General features: G+C 56.8%; 17 protein-coding genes. 16 read left to right on the top strand and 1 reads right to left on the bottom strand.

The annotated features are described in order from the left end of the window. Positions 1 to 67: 67 nt before the first annotated feature. The 16 genes from HY010_09540 to HY010_09465 all read left to right on the top strand — a co-directional run bounded on the left by HY010_09540 (position 68) and on the right by HY010_09465 (position 16,468). A complete protein-coding gene (locus tag HY010_09540; GenBank protein ID MBI3475964.1) occupies positions 68 to 1,090 on the top strand; it encodes a ThiF family adenylyltransferase in 1,023 nt (340 codons plus the stop codon). Positions 1,091 to 1,301: 211 nt separating this feature from the next. Beyond that, the gene (locus HY010_09535; protein MBI3475963.1) at positions 1,302 to 1,859 is read left to right on the top strand and encodes a hypothetical protein; all 558 of its coding nucleotides are present in this window, start codon (positions 1,302 to 1,304) and stop codon (positions 1,857 to 1,859) included. 174 nt (positions 1,860 to 2,033) lie between these two features. After that, positions 2,034 to 3,386, top strand: coding sequence for an MFS transporter (locus HY010_09530; GenBank protein ID MBI3475962.1), 1,353 nt, complete (start codon positions 2,034 to 2,036; stop codon positions 3,384 to 3,386). Positions 3,387 to 3,408: 22 nt separating this feature from the next. After that, positions 3,409 to 3,897, top strand: a complete 489-nt coding sequence (locus tag HY010_09525; protein ID MBI3475961.1) for a DUF1851 domain-containing protein — start codon at positions 3,409 to 3,411, stop codon at positions 3,895 to 3,897. A gap of 241 nt (positions 3,898 to 4,138) precedes the next feature. Next, entirely contained in the window at positions 4,139 to 4,735 is a 597-nt protein-coding gene (locus tag HY010_09520; GenBank protein MBI3475960.1) for a sigma-70 family RNA polymerase sigma factor, read from the top strand. Between the two features lie 31 nt (positions 4,736 to 4,766). Further along, positions 4,767 to 5,501, top strand: a complete 735-nt coding sequence (locus tag HY010_09515) for a hypothetical protein (GenBank protein MBI3475959.1) — start codon at positions 4,767 to 4,769, stop codon at positions 5,499 to 5,501. A 43-nt stretch (positions 5,502 to 5,544) separates the two neighbouring features. After that, positions 5,545 to 6,387 carry a DUF4097 family beta strand repeat protein gene (locus HY010_09510; protein MBI3475958.1) on the top strand — a complete coding sequence of 281 codons (843 nt, stop codon included), beginning with the start codon at positions 5,545 to 5,547 and terminating at the stop codon, positions 6,385 to 6,387. 110 nt (positions 6,388 to 6,497) lie between these two features. Continuing rightward, the gene (locus HY010_09505) at positions 6,498 to 7,043 is read left to right on the top strand and encodes a shikimate kinase (GenBank protein ID MBI3475957.1); all 546 of its coding nucleotides are present in this window, start codon (positions 6,498 to 6,500) and stop codon (positions 7,041 to 7,043) included. Beyond that, on the top strand, positions 7,043 to 7,789 hold the full coding sequence (locus HY010_09500) for a hypothetical protein (GenBank protein ID MBI3475956.1): 747 nt from the start codon (positions 7,043 to 7,045) through the stop codon (positions 7,787 to 7,789). The genes HY010_09505 and HY010_09500 overlap by 1 nt, the downstream gene beginning before the upstream one ends. 128 nt (positions 7,790 to 7,917) lie before the next feature. Continuing rightward, positions 7,918 to 9,009, top strand: a complete 1,092-nt coding sequence (locus HY010_09495) for an AI-2E family transporter (protein ID MBI3475955.1) — start codon at positions 7,918 to 7,920, stop codon at positions 9,007 to 9,009. Positions 9,010 to 9,177: 168 nt separating this feature from the next. Next, positions 9,178 to 10,230: an aspartate-semialdehyde dehydrogenase gene (gene asd, locus HY010_09490; GenBank protein MBI3475954.1), complete on the top strand. Its 1,053-nt coding sequence runs from the start codon at positions 9,178 to 9,180 to the stop codon at positions 10,228 to 10,230. A gap of 67 nt (positions 10,231 to 10,297) precedes the next feature. Further along, complete coding sequence (gene lysC / locus HY010_09485) at positions 10,298 to 11,671, top strand: lysine-sensitive aspartokinase 3 (GenBank protein MBI3475953.1); 1,374 nt, start codon at positions 10,298 to 10,300, stop codon at positions 11,669 to 11,671. A 76-nt stretch (positions 11,672 to 11,747) separates the two neighbouring features. Continuing rightward, entirely contained in the window at positions 11,748 to 12,428 is a 681-nt protein-coding gene (locus HY010_09480; GenBank protein ID MBI3475952.1) for a 4-hydroxy-tetrahydrodipicolinate reductase, read from the top strand. An 80-nt stretch (positions 12,429 to 12,508) separates the two neighbouring features. Then, positions 12,509 to 13,639: a 4-hydroxy-tetrahydrodipicolinate synthase gene (locus HY010_09475; GenBank protein ID MBI3475951.1), complete on the top strand. Its 1,131-nt coding sequence runs from the start codon at positions 12,509 to 12,511 to the stop codon at positions 13,637 to 13,639. A gap of 140 nt (positions 13,640 to 13,779) precedes the next feature. Then, complete coding sequence (locus HY010_09470) at positions 13,780 to 14,604, top strand: 2,3,4,5-tetrahydropyridine-2,6-dicarboxylate N-succinyltransferase (protein ID MBI3475950.1); 825 nt, start codon at positions 13,780 to 13,782, stop codon at positions 14,602 to 14,604. Positions 14,605 to 14,644: 40 nt separating this feature from the next. After that, on the top strand, positions 14,645 to 16,468 hold the full coding sequence (locus tag HY010_09465) for a pyrrolo-quinoline quinone (protein MBI3475949.1): 1,824 nt from the start codon (positions 14,645 to 14,647) through the stop codon (positions 16,466 to 16,468). Between the two features lie 635 nt (positions 16,469 to 17,103). Here HY010_09465 and HY010_09460 read toward each other — a convergent pair. Further along, on the bottom strand, positions 17,104 to 18,084 hold the full coding sequence (locus HY010_09460) for a winged helix-turn-helix domain-containing protein (GenBank protein MBI3475948.1): 981 nt from the start codon (positions 18,082 to 18,084) through the stop codon (positions 17,104 to 17,106). Positions 18,085 to 18,100 lie beyond the last annotated feature (16 nt).

Below are 18,100 nucleotides of genomic sequence, written 5' to 3'. Positions count from 1 at the left end.
TTGCTCGACTTGGACAAAGTTTGATGACCGGAACCTATAATACTGGCAGGAAAGGCTCGCACAGGTAATGTCTTTGGAACTGGAGGACCGTTACTCTCGTCAGGTGCTGTTCGCCGGAATTGGGGCGGCGGGCCAGAAACGGTTGCTGCAGTCACGCGTGGTCCTCGTGGGCTGCGGGGCAACCGGGTCGGCAGTAGCTTCTCTACTGGCGCGATCGGGGGTAGGAATGCTCCGGATTATCGATCGCGACTACGTGGAACCGAGTAATCTGCAGAGACAGTCTCTGTTCGACGAAAACGATGCTCGAGAGTCGCTTCCCAAGGCCATTGCCGCAACCCGGCAGATTGCGCGCTTCAATTCCCAGGTCGTGGTGGAACCTCACGTAGAGGATCTGACTCCGGCGAACGTCGCGGCCCTGCTGGACGGCGTAAACCTTATTCTCGACGGAACCGACAACTTCGAAACCCGTTACCTGGTGAATGACTTCGCGGTGAAGAATTCCCTGCCCTGGATTTATGCGGCGGCCGTTGGCAGCTACGCGGTCACATTGAATATTCTTCCCGGAGAAACGGCTTGCCTGGCTTGCGTTTTCCCCGATCCGCCACGTGGGACGGTGGAAACCTGCGAGACCGCGGGCATCCTGAATTCGGCCGTGAACCTGGTGGCATCCCTCGCGGCCACCGAAGCGTTGAAGTTCTTGACGGGCACCCGCTCCAAGATGCGGCGGACACTCCTTTCGTGGGATGTCTGGCAAAACGAGCGCGCGGAAATTGCTGCGGCCACTCCGCGTACCGGTTGCCGGGCCTGCGGTTTGCGAGACTTTATTCATCTGGCGGGTGAGGGGCGTCCTCACATCACGATGTGCGGCCGAAATTCCGTACAAATCCACGAACAGCAACGCCCCATCAATTTCGCCGAGATGAAGACCCGGCTCCAGCCTCATGGGACTGTGCGTCACAACGAGTTCGTCCTGAAGTTCTGGCACGACCCGTACGAGATGACTTTGTTTCCCGACGGACGCGCGATCATCAAGGGGACCACCGACACGGCCGTCGCCAGAAGCCTGTACGCGAGGTACGTAGGCAGTTGAATGGTGGACAACTCGTCCTCGGTGCACAACACTTTCCTTCAGGTTATGCGCAGAGGCTTGCATAGTGCTCTCGCCGCGCTTACGCGTTGATCTCAGTTGTTTAGCCGAGAGTGCAGGAAATCTCCGAACATCGTGGGAGCGAGCCGGCCATTTGTAATCTGGCCAACAAACTGCACGGATATCACTGATCTGTACCCTCTGTGGAGGTAGTATGCGACCCTATTTTGTTCTGTGCGCGGTGGTTTTGATTGCAGTTTCGGCGTTTGCTCAGCATCCCGGTCATCCCGGGGTTTATGGGCCCTGCTCCTTCGGATGCGGTCCCTTTATTCCACTGGCAACGACTCCGATGATTTCGTTGCAGCAGGTTTCTCCCAACCCCGTCGGCGCCTCCAATGCCACGACTGGCCTGGTTGCCGGAGCGACGAACTCAACTCTCTCGCAGGTTTCCGGAAATACCAGCTCCGTCTACACCGAAGCCGTGTGGTACCAGGGCGGCGATGCTCCTCGGACGTCGTCGGCGATTCACCTCTATGCCGAACCGCTAGGACACCCGATGCAAGCCATGCACGAAGAACATGGCGCCCGCCAGGAAGCACATGCGGAGTGGATCTATTTCTCAGGCTCCGAACATACCGTGAATGGAGGCAGCGTCGCTGCGGCAGCCAAAGGCGGCAAGAAGGCCGGCCGGACTTACACCAACGACGATGTCGAACGCCAGAACCAGAGCAACGGAAACGTGAAGATGAAGGGCAAATCAGAAAAGCTTTAAACGCAACCGGTCACAAACTCCAGTGACGAAGAAGATGGGCTTCCGCAGTCAGCGGGAGCCTTTCCTTTTGGCGTTGCGACAACTCTTTCTCAAGCACTTCCCTGCTTTCATCTGCTATCTTCGTGCCGTTGATTCTCTCCACACTTTCGAAGCAGGCGCCATCGAGCGCCGGGGATGAGTACCTTCATGGCTGAGATTGCGCGTCCCGAACCGTCCCGCGCCTACCGTTGGATCGTCCTCGTATTTATCAGTCTCGCGCAGGGCGGCAACTACTACATTTACGACAGCATCAATGCGCTCGAGCGAATTTTCATCGACAAGCTAGGGTTCTCGGCAACCGCTTTCGGATGGCTGAACGCCAGCTATAGCGTGGCCGCGGTCCTCACGCTCCTGATCGGCGGCATCATCATCGACCGCATCGGCACGAAAAAGGCGCTGGCATTTTTCGCCGTGCTTTGCCTGGCGGGAGCCGCGATCACGGCTGCACGCGGCAACGTCATTCTGATGATCACCGGGCGCACCGTACTGGGACTGGGCGCGGAATCCATGATCGTGGCCGTTACAGTTGCCCTGGCGAAGTGGTTTAAGGGCAAGGAACTCAGCTTTGCGTTTGGAATCAATTTGACCATTGCTCGACTGGCGTCAGTAGCCGCTGACAACTCTCCAACATGGGCAAAGCGGGCATTCTATCCACAAGGACCAAGTGGAGAGCCAAGCTGGCAAGATCCACTTTTCATTGCCGTTGGAGCCGGAGTCTTAGCGGTCGTCTGTTCAGTCGGATATTGGATGTTGGAAACGCGAGCGGAAAGGCGCTATGCGCTCGGCAAGGGCGGATCGGTAGACAAGCTCGAATTTAGCCAGATGTTCAATTTCGATAAGTCGTACTGGTACGTGGTGGCACTCTGCTTCACTTTTTATTCCGCGATTTTCCCGTTCCGCACCTTTGCAATCGACCTGTTCACAAACAAGCTACTCGCTGCGCAGGGCGGGCCTTCTGCGTCAGAAGCTGTTCACCTATCCGTTCTACAGCAGGCGGGGACGCTCAACAGCCTGCTTCCCTTTTCAGCCATGATTGCAACGCCTCTTTTCGGATTGCTGGCGGACAAAATCGGCAGAAGGGCGCAGCTCATGATGTTCGCCTCTCTGTTGCTGATGCCGGTGTATCTGCTGATGGCTTACGGGCACACTTCACTCTATGTACCGGTGATCTTGATGGGAATCGCTTTTTCGCTGATCCCGGCAGTGATGTGGCCGTCGATCGCCTACATCGTGGACGAGTCCCGGCTGGGTACCGCATACGCACTGATGACGTTGATCCAGCAGATTGGCTTCTTCCTGCTGAACTTGATGATCGGTGCGGCGAATGACTTCTCCCACGCCGGACCAAACAATCCCGGCGGCTATGCTATGGGAATGTGGATTTTCTCGATTCTTGGCTTTGTGGGATTAACGTTTGCGATCCTGCTCCGAAAGCGCGAGACAGGCCCGGCGGCCCATGGGCTGGAGACGATCACTGCCAAAGGATAGGCATCGAGCGAATAGACCTGATATGACGCAACGACTCGACTGGGATGATTTGGTGATCCAAAACCTGCCAGAGCAAGACTGCCGGGAGTGGCTTTCTTTTTGGTCTGGATGGGTAACGGGGCGCGTGCAGCCCCTCTACATGTCGAAGTTCGGAGATTGGTTTCTCAGACATCCAGACGGATCTACTAGCGAGCTGTCCGTGCTGGAAGGGACACATATCAAACTAGCGGACACCCCCGAGGAGTTCGTCGCGCTCATGAATACGCCCGAGTGGCAGGAAGACCACTTGCTATCGCTCGTGGTGTTTCAACTTCATAAAATAGGCCTCGTTCCCCCAGAGGGACAGTGTTATGGGTTCGCGCCTCCCCCGGTGCTTTCTGGAAGGATCGAAGCGGCCCATGCCATGATCATGCCGATTGGGGCCTGGCAGTCCCTGTGTGCACAACTTTTGGGGTCGTCCCCGATGCCTCCCCAGGCCCTTGAAGTGAACTTGTCGCCCGACGGTGGATGAGAGAACCCGAACCTGAATACTCGGCTGCCTCTTCCGGTTTCTGAGGGCTTCAGGTGGTTACGATGGTGACCGACCCGGCAAAGGCAACAGCTCAATCCCTGTAACCTGCCGGGAAGCAACAGGTTTTGGTATTCTGGATGCCACCAGGGTGGCGGTTGCCGCCGGCGGCTGCGTCCGCAAAGCGTACAACGAAAAGAGTTTGATGCCGCATCTTACGCAGTAAGCGGCCGGAAAAGGCGACTTGACCGACCCGAAACAAGCAAAAGCTCTAGAAGCAGACGCGATTGAGCGAGCGAAACAGGGGGACGAGGCTGCATTCGAAGCCTTGTACAACCTGCATAAGCGTCGCGTGTATTCGCTATGTTTACGCATGGTTTCCAATCCCGCACAGGCCGAAGATCTGGCCCAGGAAGCATTTCTTCAGCTTTTCAGAAAGATTGGAACCTTCCGGGGGGAGTCCGCCTTTTCGACCTGGCTGCACCGGATGACCGTGAACGTCGTCCTGATGAACTTGCGCCGGAAGGGTCTGCCGCTGGTCTCGCTGGAAGAAACACTGGAGACCGACGAAGAGACGCCGCGGAAAGAATTGGGAGCGCCGGATTTGAAACTCACCGGCTCGATCGACCGGCTGCAACTGCAGAGGGCGATCGAAAAATTGCCGCCGGGCTATAAGACGGTTTTTGTGTTGCATGATGTGGAAGGCTTCGAGCACAACGAGATCGCAGAAATGGTCGGGTGCTCGATTGGGAACAGCAAGTCGCAGCTCCACAAGGCAAGGTTGAAGCTGCGCGATGCATTGAAGTTCATGAGAGCCGAAAAGGCCGAGAAACAGGCGTAAGCGCAGTCGCGGTATTGGGGAGAGAGGAAGCATGAATTGCGCAGACTTACAGCAGGCTCTGCCGGAAACGATTGATGGCAGCGGGAATCCTGAATATCAGGCACATTTGAAGTCGTGTCCAGATTGCTCGGAACTGGTTTCGGAGTTGGAGTTGATTGCCAGCGAGTCGCGGCAGTTAACGGAAGCTGACGAACCGCCCCAGCGTGTCTGGGTAAAGATTGCAGCGGAACTGCGCGCGGAAGGAATCATCCGTGAAGCGGAGGTTGCTCCCGCGCGTCCTGTTCTAGTGCCGAGCGCGAGACGCCGATGGAATGCCTGGTGGCTAGTGCCGGTGGCGGCAGCAATCGTGGCCGCCGGCTCCTATTCACTCAAGCCAAAACCGGCTGGCCCGGTGGCCGTTCAGACTCCGCCGGCGGTATCGGTTCAAAATTCGGCTCAAGCGAAGACTTCTGCGTCGTCAACCGTCGCCACTGAAAAGCGGGCAACGCCAGCCGTGACTGCCAAGACGACAAACGCGGCCAGGCCGGGAGCGCCCGACGATCATGCTCCGCTCATGCTGGCGTCAGACCAGCAATTGCTGAGCGCGGTTCCGCCGGAAATGCGATCGGCGTATGAGACGCAACTGGCAGCAGTAAACTCCTATATCCAGGATGCACAGAAGTATCTCAAGCAGAATCCGGACGACGAAGACGCACGGCAACATCTGATGGAAGCCAACGAACAACGCGAAATGCTCTACCAGATGGCGCTGGATCATGTTCAATAAAACCGAACAGGCCGGCCCGGTCCGGACAAAAGGGATGGCGAGTATGCAACGCAGCACAATCGCGGGACTAGTCGTAGCTGCTTGTCTGGTAACGGGGGCAGCTTCCGAAACCAGGAAAGAATTCCGTTTCACGGTCGGACCGAAGGCCAACATCGTGGTCGACAACGAGTATGGCGCCATTACGGTCAAGCCGGGCAGCTCCAACCAGGTTCTGGTGGTGGCAATTGTGCATTCCGATAAGGTTGAGGTGGACCCTTCTCACGAAGGGGATCGCCTTGAGTTCGAATCTCATTTGCTGAAAGGTGCCGACGCGCAGTCCGGCCGAGTCGACTATGAACTTACGGTTCCGACGAATATCCCCTTGAACCTCACGTCGGGCAGCGGTCCCATTTCAGTCGAGCGGATGCAAAGTGATCTGACTCTCGGCGGAGCGGACGCCGTAGTGAACGTCCGCAACGTGAGCCACTGTCACGTGCACGTCAAGACGATGCGCGGCAATGTCACGCTCAGCGACGTGCGGGATGGGCACATCGAGATCAGCTCGATTAGCGGCGAAGTTCATCTGAATTCTGTTACGGGTCCGCATGTACAGGTGGATTCAGGATCTGGCAAAGTCTTCTACGACGGGAATTTTGGTTCCAGCGGTTCGTATACATTTACAACCCACACCGGCGACATCGAAGCACTGGTTCCTTCCGAGACGTCGGCTGACTTCAGCGCCCGTTCCATGCAGGGGTCTGTGAACAGCGAGGTTACTCTGAAACCGAAGGAGCACAGCCGTTTCCCAACCGAATTGGGACGTTCCTTCTTTGGCACTGTGGGGAAGGCTGCTTCCGAGGTCGTGCTCAAGTCGATCAGTGGTACAATCCGCCTCAAACAACGCTAAATATCTCAAATTTTGAAGGAAACAAGAGGGCGCAAAGCGCGTGTCGAACCGATACGCGCCCAGCGTCACGGAGCGCCATGGGAGCGCGAGCTGTGTTCTTGGTAGGGTTCATGGCCTCGGGTAAGAGCAGCGTGGGACAGGAACTTGCCCGCCGGTTGGGCTGGGAGTTCGTGGACCTGGATGCGCGCGTGGAAGTTCGCGAAGGAAAGACCGTTCCCGAAATCTTCCTGCAACACGGCGAAACAAGGTTTCGAGCAGCGGAAACTGCCGCGCTCGAAGACCTGACCAAATCGCTGAAGCATGACAGCGTAGTTGCTCTCGGAGGCGGTGCGTTCGCGCAGAGCAATATCCGCGAACTACTGCGACCCTGGCCGACGGTGTTCCTGCAAGCCCCTGTAGAAGAATTGTGGCGGCGCTGCGTTGAGGACCCGGCAATCCGTCCACTTCGGAAAGATCGCGATCAGTTTGCCCAGCTCCATGCGGAGAGACTTCCCTTCTACCAAAAGGCAACCCTCACGGTGGAGACATCCGCGAAAGACCCATCGGTAATTTGCGCCGAGATCCAGTTGGCGTTACAACGAATGCAGGGCTGGACGGAGTCTGCGCCTGGCTCTTCGTCTGGATCGAATCACAGTTCCGAAACAGGAGGATCCTAGTGAAGTTGTCCCGGTGGTGCGTTCTCATACTGGCGGTTTCGTCTTCATGCGTGGCCCTGGCAGCTCCTGCCGGGAAAGAAAAAGAAGCGGATGGAAAGAAGGTTGACTCCGGATCGTTCGGCGTATTCATGAACGGGCGAAGGGTGGGTACGGAGACTTTCTCAATTACGCAAACCGCGAGTGGTAGCGTCATCCAATCTGAATTTAAGGCCGACGGCGACTCGGGCCAGGCGGTGCAGGATTCGGAGTTGCAGCTCACCAGCGGCGGAGAGATCCGTCGCTATGAATGGAAAGAACAGAGTCCCGGCAAAGCGCGGTCCGTAGTGATTCCGAACGATCAATTTCTCACGCAAAAGTACAGCGCCGGGCCGCAAGATAAAGAACAGGAACAACCGTACCTGCTTCCCGTCTCCACCAACATTCTGGACGACTATTTTTTTGTGCACCGTGAAGTGCTGGCGTGGAAGTATCTCGGCTCCACGTGCAAGAGTGAAAAGGGGCAGGTCCAGTGTCCCGTAAAGCAGCGAGCGCAGTTCGGAACCATGAATCCTCACCAGCACTCTTCCGCGCCTGCCAGCATGGAATTCCTGGGTCGTGAAAAGATGATGGTTGGTAAGGTTGAGAAGGAAATGAGCAAGCTGGAACTGAAAAGTGAAACCGGAAGTTGGCTGATCTGGTTTGACGACGACTTCAAGGTCTTGCGCATCTCGATTCCTGCAGAAAAAACCGAAGTCATTCGCGACTAAGGTCTACGCTCGGAACGTGAGACCATACTGAAGGGCGTCTCCTTCAGGAACTTGGGCATCGAGTACAGCGGCGTTACGATGTTCCGAGGTACTGCGAGCACGCTTAGCTCGCTTCGATCGAATTGCCATTGACTATCATTGACTCACGAACGACTAAGGTTCTGTTCACGGCATCCCTGTTTGCCTTGGGCCTCGGGTTCCTTTACGTCGCTCGCCAGACGTTGATCCTGTTTCTATTTGCAATCTTTTTTGCCTACCTCATCAATCCAGCGGTGGAGCGACTGCAGAAGCCTTTGCGCAGCCGGGGGCGAGCGATCGCGGTCATTTATCTACTTTTGCTGACGGGGATCATCCTGCTCGTGTTTTTTGTTGGCCCACGAGTCACCCGGCAGGCGGCTCGCCTCGGCGAATCATGGCCGGAACTGACCACCAAAGTGAGTTCAGGACAGATCGCGGTCGACATCGGCATACAGCGCGGCTGGAGCCAGGCGACGCAAGACCGCATGCAGGAAGTTCTCAAGAACCATAGCCAGGAACTTCTGGTCATCGCGCAACGCATCGGCGTTCGGGTCGCGGAGACCGCCAAGGAAGTGTGGGTATTGTTTATTGTCCCCATTCTGGCAGTCTTCTTCCTTATGGACGCTGGAAATTTCAATGAGGTCCTGGTCTCGCTGGTTCAGTCGCGCTCGCAAAGAGAATTCCTGCAGGATGTGTTTCGCGACCTGAACCAGATGCTTGCCCAATTCATTCGCGCTCAGCTGACGCTGGCTGGATTGTCGCTCGTCGTCTATTCATCTGTTTTAGGTATCATGCACGTCCCCTACGCAATGGTGCTGGGGACTGCGGGCGGAGTGCTGGAATTTGTGCCGGTAGTCGGACCGCTGGTAGCCGGAATCGCGATGGTAGTCGTGGCGGTCCTGGCGGGATACCCGTACTGGCCTCTGTTGTTGCTGTTCCTGGTGATCTGGCGATTGGTGCAGGATTACGTGATTTCACCCCGTGTCATGGGCGGCAGTGTCCAACTGCATCCGCTGGCTGCGCTTTTCGGCGTGCTTGCGGGCGGTGAGATCGCTGGCGTTCTGGGTGTCTATCTTTCTATCCCAGTAATGGCCAGTTTGCGGATCGTCTGGCGGCGCTGGCGTATCTTCGTCGAAAAACGCCGCTTTGGCCCACTCAACGAAAACTTCCTCCCGCATGACATCGGCCGGGGACCACTCTAAGAACAGTTCTCAGTTCCCGGTTCTCAGTTCTCTGTAAACAACATTATTTGCGCGCTTCGAGACTCGATCGACCTCTTCGCGCGGACCGCTGACACCGCCCTTCCGAACCGGTGCCTTGGAAGCAATTCTCGTCCGGAAATTCGCCTGTTATAAAATAAAAGATTAACCATGTCCAACAAACTATCTGTAGGAATTCTCGGTGCCACGGGCATCGTCGGGCAGCGCTTTATCCAGTTGCTGGAGCATCACCCGTGGTTTGAAGTTTCGTGGTTGGCGGCTTCGGACCGCTCGGAAGGCAAGCCCTACGTGCAGGCGGCGCGGTGGCGTTTGAAAACCGCGATTCCGGAACGCATCGCTCAGATGACAGTGTCCCCGGCCACGCCAGAGGGCGCGCCCAAGATTATCTTTGCGGCGCTCGATTCGGCCATCGCCAAGGAGATGGAGCCGGCGTTTGCGGCAGCAGGTTGCGCGGTTGTCTCGAACTCCAGCGCGTTGCGGATGCAGTCAGACGTCCCACTCGTGATTCCCGAGGTCAACGCCGATCACATTCCTCTTATTGAAGTGCAAGGCTGGCGGCGAAAGAGTGGCGGGTTCGCGGTAACGAATCCCAATTGTTCGGCAATTGGATTGGTCCTGGCTCTGGCCCCGTTGCATCAGAAGTTTGGTCTGGAGACGGTCATGGCCGTGACCATGCAAGCGGTCAGCGGTGCGGGATATCCCGGCGTGGCTTCGCTCGACATCCTCGGCAATGTGATTCCTTACATCTCGAATGAAGAAGAAAAGATGGAAGAGGAAACGCAGAAGCTACTTGGAAAGCTCAACGGGAATGGCATTGTTCCCGCGCCCTTCGCGATGAGCGCGCAGTGCAATCGAGTTGCGGTGGAAGATGGGCACACGGAATCAGTTTCGATTCGCCTGAAAACGAAAGCCCAGCCGGAAGAAATCATTGCGGCATGGAATGATTTTCGCGCTGAGCCGCAACGCCTTCGTCTGCCGAGCGCTCCCGAGCAACCGGTCATCTATCTGCAGGGCGTGGACCGTCCGCAGCCCCGGCTGGACGTGGATTCCGGCGGCGGCATGACGACTTCGGTTGGACGCTTGCGCAAATGCAATGTGCTGGACTGGAAATTTACGCTGCTCTCGCACAACACGATTCGCGGCGCTGCCGGTGCAGCACTACTCAACGCCGAGTTGCTGAAAGCGAAAGGGTATTTCGGGTGAAGGCTCAATTCACATTGACCGCCCAGACGCAGAGTCGCCTCCTAAATCCCGGTGAGGATCCCCGCCCATGATCGTAATGAAATTTGGCGGGACCTCCGTACAGGACGCTAAGGCGATTGATCGCGTTGGCCAGATTGTGCAAGGCCGGTTGGCAGATCGTCCGGTCGTAGTCGTAAGCGCGATGGCTAAGGTGACCGATGCCCTGCTTGCGATGGGCAAAGCGGCCGGCAGTGGCGATCGTAAGACCGCTCTGAAAATGTCGCGCGCACTACGCGAGCGCCACTACGAAACTGCTGGAGAATTGCTGGGCACCGCGTTGTTCACGGAGTTCCACAGCGGACTCGGTGCCGACTTCGAGGATCTGGACGAACTGTTGCGCGGCATTGGTGCGGTCGGCGAGATCACGCCACGCACATACGATTCGGTTGCGTCGTTCGGCGAAATGCTCTCCAGCAAAATCGTGGCCGCCGCTTTCGTTGCCCGGGGGTTGCCCGGAGTGCACGTCGACTCACGGCAGTGCCTGCTTACCGATTCCAGTTATACGAAGGCCGTCCCTCAGTTTGACGAGACCAATGAACGCCTGCAGAAAAAAGTGAAGCCTCTTTTGGAGTCCGGGAAAGTTCCAGTCATGGGCGGCTTCATCGGCTCTAACCGAGCCGGGATTACAACCACCATCGGCCGTGGCGGTTCGGACTTCTCTGCTGCGATCTTTGGTGCCGGGCTCGACGCTGCCCGCATTGAAATCTGGACCGACGTGGACGGCATGATGACGACGGATCCGCGCCTGTGTCCGGATGCACGGCGGATCAAGGTCATCAGCTTCGACGAAGCCGCTGAACTCGCATACTTTGGCGCGAAAGTTCTCCATCCCGCCACAGTGCTGCCCGCCATTCAGAAGAATATCGCCGTGTATGTTCTGAACTCGCAGAATCCGACATGCGAAGGAACCAAGATCACAGCGCGCGCTCCCCGCTGCTCAAATATTTTCAAGGCAATCGCTCTCAAGAAGAAGATCACGATCGTCGACGTGGCGGCACCGCGCCGGCTGCTCGTGCATGGATATCTGAAGTCAATTTTCGAAGTGTTCGATCGGCACATGGTAGCGGTCGATGTGGTGTCGACATCCGAAGTGAGCGTTTCGGTGACCGCGGAGACGAATGAAGCAATCCCCGCGCTAGCTGCCGATCTTGCCAAATTGGCCGACGTGAAATATGAAGGCCGCAAAGCAATCGTCTGCCTGGTCGGCGAAAGCCTGCGCGACACTCCGGGAATCGCCGCAAAAGTGTTCGGCATACTGGAAGACGTGAAGATCCGAATGATTTCCCAGGGTGCATCCGAAATCAACCTGACGTTTGTGATTGAAGAAGACGATGCCACTGAAGTCGTTCGACGGTTGCATAAGGAGTTCTTCGCACAAGCAGACCCCGAAGTATTCGCATAGAATCTTTTCACCGCCGACGACACAGAGTTCGCGTAGAAAACGAATCATCTGGCCCTGTAATGAAAGCGGCTTTCTCATGAATCTGCTCGTTCTAGGCCGTGGCAAGACCGGATCCATCGTTGCCGAAGTGGCGCGTGCCCGGCGACATCACGTCCGCGTCCTGGGCGCAGCCGAGAATCGGAATGCCAGTGCGCTCACTCCGGCCTATCTTTCTGATGTTGACGGCGTCATTGATTTCACAACCCCCGCCGCTGTGCTAGCCAATGCAGAGGCCTGCATTCGGGCCGGCAGGCACCTGGTTATCGGGACGACGGGATGGTACGACTCCGTCCCGCTGCTTCGCGACAAGGTTGTGACCGCGAAGACAGGTATTTTGTATGGATCGAATTTTTCGATTGGCATGAATCTTTTCTTTGAGATTGTTCAGGCGTCGGCACCTGCCCTGCAGTTTGAATATTCTGGACAGATTTTCGAACGCCATCATTCACAAAAGAAAGATGCGCCTTCGGGAACGGCGATTACTCTGCAGAAGATCATCCGCGACTCCGGCGGACAGGAATTGGAAATCACTTCTTTCCGCGAGGGCGAAGTGATGGGGATGCACGAAGTCGTATTCAACTCCGAGAACGACCGCATCTATCTGTGTCACGACAGCAAATCGCGGCGTGGATTTGCCGAAGGAGCGGTTCGCGGCGCGGAGTGGCTGGCCGGCAAGCAGGGCTTTTTCGAGTTTCGCGATATCTGGAAGCAACTCTAGGACAGACGAGCGAGTCCAATTTCGAGGGACGTGGTCTAAGCCGCGTTCACTTTGATTCAACTTCGCGTTATCTTATTCATATGCAACTACGAGGCTGCGGTACCGCTCTCGTCACGCCGTTCCATCCGGACGGCTCGGTCGATGAAACCTCATTGCGCAACCTGGTTGCGTGGCAGGTGGATTCGGGCATCGATTTTCTCATTCCCTGCGGCACAACTGGTGAGACTCCAACTCTGACGCACGATGAATGGCTGCGCGTCATTGACGTCACCATCGAAGTGGTGGCGGGGCGCGTACCGATCGTCGCTGGCGCAACCTCCAACTCCACGCAGGAGGCGGTTGCGAAGGCGAAGGAAGTAGCAGCCCGACCGGGCGTCGATGCGATCCTGACGGCCTCTCCTTACTACAACAAGCCTACGCAGGAAGGACAATACCGCCATTTCCGCGCGATCGCCGAGGCGGTCGACAAGCCGCTGGTGTTGTACAACGTGCCCGGACGTACAGGAGCGAATCTCGAACCGGCGACACTGGCGCGACTGGCAGAAGTACCAAATGTTGCAGCCGTGAAGGAAGCCAGCGGAAACATGTCGCAGATTGCGGACGTGTTGAATGCTGTTCCAGAATCGTTTCTCGTGTTCTCTGGAGACGATGCCATCACGCTACCGGTGATTGCGCTCGGCGGCGTCGGAATTATTTCCGTGGCTTCGAATGAGATCCCAAAAGAGATGGCGGAGATGACGCGGGCTGCCCTGGCGAATGATTGGGATACTGCTCGCAAGATTCATCGCAAATATCTAGCGCTCATGCAGGCAAACTTCATCGAATCGAATCCTCTGCCCGTGAAGGCCGTGCTGGCGATGATGGGCAAAGTCGAAGAAATATATCGCCTGCCGCTTCTGCCCATGCGACGCGATACGCGCTCCAAACTTCAGAAGGTAGCTTCCGATGTGGGCCTGGTCGCCAAAGCGACTCCGGTCGCAGTCGCTCCAAGCGAATACTTCGTGTACGAGAATTGGGCTGCGGGTCCACATAAAGCGGTGTTGCATCGCGCCAACTGTGGACAATGTAATGCCGGAAAAGGACGCCCGGCAGGTCATGACGCGAATCACGCGCGCTGGCATGGTCCGTATGGCAATGCCGTCGAAGCCCGCGCGGCGACTCATCAGATGGAAGGAGTTCTGATTCGCAGCGAGTGCAAGTGCGTGGCATAAGGTCAGCAGCCAGCATTTCGTTTTTGCTCTCGCTCTCCCTTGGCGCCGCGTATACTCCTATGAATTACACAGGGCTTTAGCCCCGAGGTTTCTTCTCTACGACTTCCGACAGCCATCTCAATGCAACTTCTCTCTCCGGATTGAAATCGGACGTAGAAAAATTGGCAGCTCTTGCGACTATTCCCAACCGCGAGTCCGCGCGCCGTACTTTTCTTGATTTCCGCGCTTGCCTGACAAGGGGCGACATCCGCGCTGCCGAGAAAATTGACGGTCAATGGATCGTCAATGCCTGGGTCAAACAGGGCATCCTGCTGGGCTTCCGCCTGGGCGAAATGAAAGAAATGTCGGACGGCAGCGTCTTCTCCTTCGTCGACAAGGACACCTTCCCTGCTCGACATTTCTCCGTGGCCGATCGAGTGCGCGTCGTGCCCGGCGGATCGACGATTCGCGAGGGAGCGTATGTAGCACCGTCTGTGATCTGCATGCCTCCGATGTTCATCAATGTCGGAGCTAATGTGGACGAAGGCACGATGGTCGATTCTCATGCGTTGGTCGGTTCCTGCGCGCAGATCGGGAAACGCGTTCACATCAGTGCTGCCGCTCAGATTGGTGGCGTTCTGGAACCAGTCAACGCCGCACCGGTGATCATCGAAGACGACGTTCTGGTTGGCGGAAACTGCGGTGTGTACGAAGGCACACTGGTGCGGACACGCGCAGTGCTGGGGGCGGGAACGATTCTCACGCGCTCGACGCCGATCTACGATTTGGTCCGCGGAAAAGTCTATCGCGCGACACCCGAGCATCCGCTCGAAGTGCCGGAGAACGCCGTGGTTGTGCCCGGATCACGCGCAGTCAAAAAAGGCAAAGGCTCAGAGTGGAACCTTTCTCTCTACACCCCGGTGATCGTCAAGTATCGTGACGAAAAGACGGACAGCGGCATTGAATTGGAAGACTGGCTGCGGTAGCGACTGTCTTCAAGTAGGCACTTCTTTAAGAGAGGCACTCATGCCGAAGAATATTCATCGCGTACATGGCGGTATTGCGATACTGATCGCTTGTCTTGCACTCGCAAGTTGCGGTGGAGGTACGAGCAGTGGTGGTCCCCCCACGGCATCGGTTGTGGTCGGACCTCATAACGCAGCGGTTTTCGCGGTCACGCAGCCGCAGCAGTTTCACGCGACTGTGACTGGCGAGACCAGCAGCGGCGTGACCTGGAGCGTTGACGGTACGGATGGGGGCAATACAACGGTCGGCACCATTGACGCCACTGGTCTCTACACTCCGCCCACTCTCGCCGGAACGCACACCGTCAAAGCGATTAGCGTTGCCGATTCCACGAAGAGCGACTCAGCGACCATTGCGGTCACCGACCTTTCCGGCGTGTTGACCTATCACAACAATCCCGCTCGCGACGGCACCAATGTCCAGGAGTATGCGCTGACGGCGAACACAGTAAAGACTGCATCCTTCGGAAAGCTGTTTTCGTGTGCCGTGGACGGCGTTGCTTACACGCAGCCACTTTGGCTTCCCGGCATCAATGCAGGCGGCAAAGTTCGCAACGTGATTGTCGTGGCTACACAGCACGACAGCGCGTATCTCTTTGACGCGGACGCGAGCCCTTGCCAGCAAGTCTGGCATGTCAATTTGCTGGATACGAATCACGGCGGCACGGCCGGAGAAGTTTCCGTGCCGACGGCAGACGTGGGCAATGGATTTCAAGATATCCAGCCGGAAATCGGCGTGACTGGCACTCCGGTGATCGACCAAGGAACGAACACGATCTATCTCGTGAGCAAGTCCGAAGGTCCAGCAGGCAGTTTTCATCAGCGGCTGCACGCACTCGATTTGCTGACGGGCAATGAAAGCTTCGGTGGGCCTGTCACCATCTCGGCCTCAGTTCCCGGTACGGGCGATGGGTCGGTCAAAGGAGTGGTGACCTTCAGTCCCCAGAACCAGCATCAACGTAGCGGCCTGGCACTCGTGAATGGTGTTGTGTACATCGCGTGGGCCTCCCACGAAGACCGCGACCCCTATCACGGATGGCTTATGGGATACGACGCATCGACGCTGGCGCAGGTCTCGGTGTTCAACGCAAATCCCGATGGCTCACGAGCTGGCATCTGGATGGCAGGCGGAGCACCGGCGGTCGATACTTCGAACAATCTTTATTTGTCGACGGGCAACGGCACGTTCGACGGTAACGTTGGCGTACCTCCGAACAATGATTTCGGGGACAGCGTGTTGAAGATTGGAACATTGTCGACCCTCTCAGTCGACGACTGGTTCACCCCCTACAACCAGAACTTCCTGAACGCGGTTGACCTCGATGTGGCGTCGGCCGGCGTGGTCGTGCTGCCGGACCAGACCTCCGGAACGCCTCATCTGCTAGTGGCAGGCGGCAAAGAAGGCAGGCTGTATCTTCTCGATCGCGATGCGATGGGAGGATACTGCGGATCCTGCAACATCACCGACACGAATATTCTGCAGAGTTTTCTAGCCGCTCCGAACATTTTCGGCACACCTGCCTTTTGGCAGAACAAGTTGTTTCTGGGCGGCACGGACGACAGCGTGCGCAGCTTCGCTTTCGATCCCGCCAACGAGCTATTCAACAGCACCGCAACTTCGGCGTCCGCCACTGTCTTTCCCTTCCCTGGGCCAACTCCGTCGGTTTCTTCCCAGGGAACGACCCACGGAATCGTCTGGGCAATTGATGCCAGTCGCTACGGAGTTCCTAGTTCGTTTGGAAGCGGCCCCGCCATCCTGCACGCGTATGACGCGTCCAACCTCGCAACGGAGTTGTGGAGCAGGCGGCGAGGTTTTAGGTTTTAGGTTTTAGGTTTTAGGTTTTAGGTTTTAGGTTTTAGGTTTTAGGTTTTAGGTTTTAGGTTTTAGGTTTTAGGTTTTAGGTTTTAGGTTTTAGGTTTTAGGTTTTAGGTTTTAGGTTTTAGGTTTCAGGTTTCAGGTTTTAGGTGTTGTTCTAGATTTTGGGTGTTGTTCTGGATTTTGGGTGTTGTTCTGGATTTTGAATGTTGTTTCAGATTTTGGGTGGCGCAGCGGTTCACCGCTGCGGTACCCGCCTTGTTTTTTGAATGCGGCTTTAGCCGCTGCGGGCACACTCTTCGCTCGGGAATGACTCACTCCGCAGCCTGCGAGCGAACTCAGTTGCGCTCCAACCCTTCGAGTTTAATGAAGGACCCAACGCTATTGGCTTGTCGAACTGGGGGTACGCCCGGTAATGAAGCCGATTGCAGCGCCCCCGACTCCGCCCATTACGATTCCGATCAGTATCAACACAATGGTCCGTTCCAGCAGGCTCTGGTGACGTTTGTGTTTCATGGACCCTCCGCTCGCAGGCCGCGTTGCGATCTGCATCCAGTAACCCAACCGGATCGGAAAAGTTTCGCCCGGCGATGTTATGGCTGAGTCGAATCCGTGTCGTGATAGCGCCCATGAAACCCAGCCGATCATCGAGACTGAACTTGGTCAGGTTTGGTTTCAATGGATACCCTCAAAGCCTTGGTGACTTCGCCGGCAATATCGTCCTGGACCATCAATATGTCGTCCAACGGACGGTCGTACGTTTCAGACCAAACGACGTACCCACTGTCCCCACGAACCAGCCGCGCGGCTACTCGCAACCTGGCCCCTGACTTGCGCACGCTTCCGTCGAGTAAATACGCGACACCCAGCGCCTTGGCAATGTCGGCGACGGGAATCTGTTTGCCCTTGAAATAGAAAGAAGACGTCGGAGCGGACACCTGAAGGCCCGGAATCTTGCTGAGTTTGTCGATCAACTCCTCGGTCATGCCGTCTGCGAAGGGCTCCTGATTCATCGTTTCGGTCAGATCGAGAAACGGCAGCACGGCAATGGACTTCTCTGACGGCTTGGCGACGCCTGGCGCGGAAATCTGGCTCTTTGTGCTCTTGTCGTGAGCCAGGACGAAGTACGCGAAAGCAAGAGCAACCGCGAGAGCAAGGCAAATGGCCGCGCCAGCGACCCAACGATAACCGGATGTGGCCGTCGTGCTGGACACCGGTGTATCCGTAACTGCGGAGACCGCATTTTTGCTGTCCGGATCCCCAGAAGACGTCAGGGCTTGGTCGGAACGATCGAGCCAGGGAGCGACCGATGCCACCATCCGATACCCGAGCCGCGGCACGGTCACGATGTATGTGGGTTGCTTCGGATCATCACCCAGCAAGCGGCGCAGCGACGTGACACCCTGGTATACCGAATCCGGGGTGACGATGACTCCGGACCAGACCTGATTCAGCAAATCATCGATACTGACGACCTCGCCGGCGTGCTCCGCGAGGCATAGCAGCAGTCGCATCGTTCGTGCTTCTACCCGAACGGGCTCCCCACCTTCTCGGGAAATCTGGCCGGCGGCGGGTTCGACTCGCCACCCGCCAATCCGAAGAATTGTTCTGATTGCGTCCCCCATACTCGATCAGCAACAC

The organism is Acidobacteriota bacterium (genome assembly GCA_016196065.1).
Taxonomy (GTDB): Bacteria; Acidobacteriota; Terriglobia; order Terriglobales; family Acidobacteriaceae; genus Acidiflorens.
Note: the sequence above shows the minus strand (reverse complement) of the source record. Positions and strands in the feature narration are given on the sequence as shown.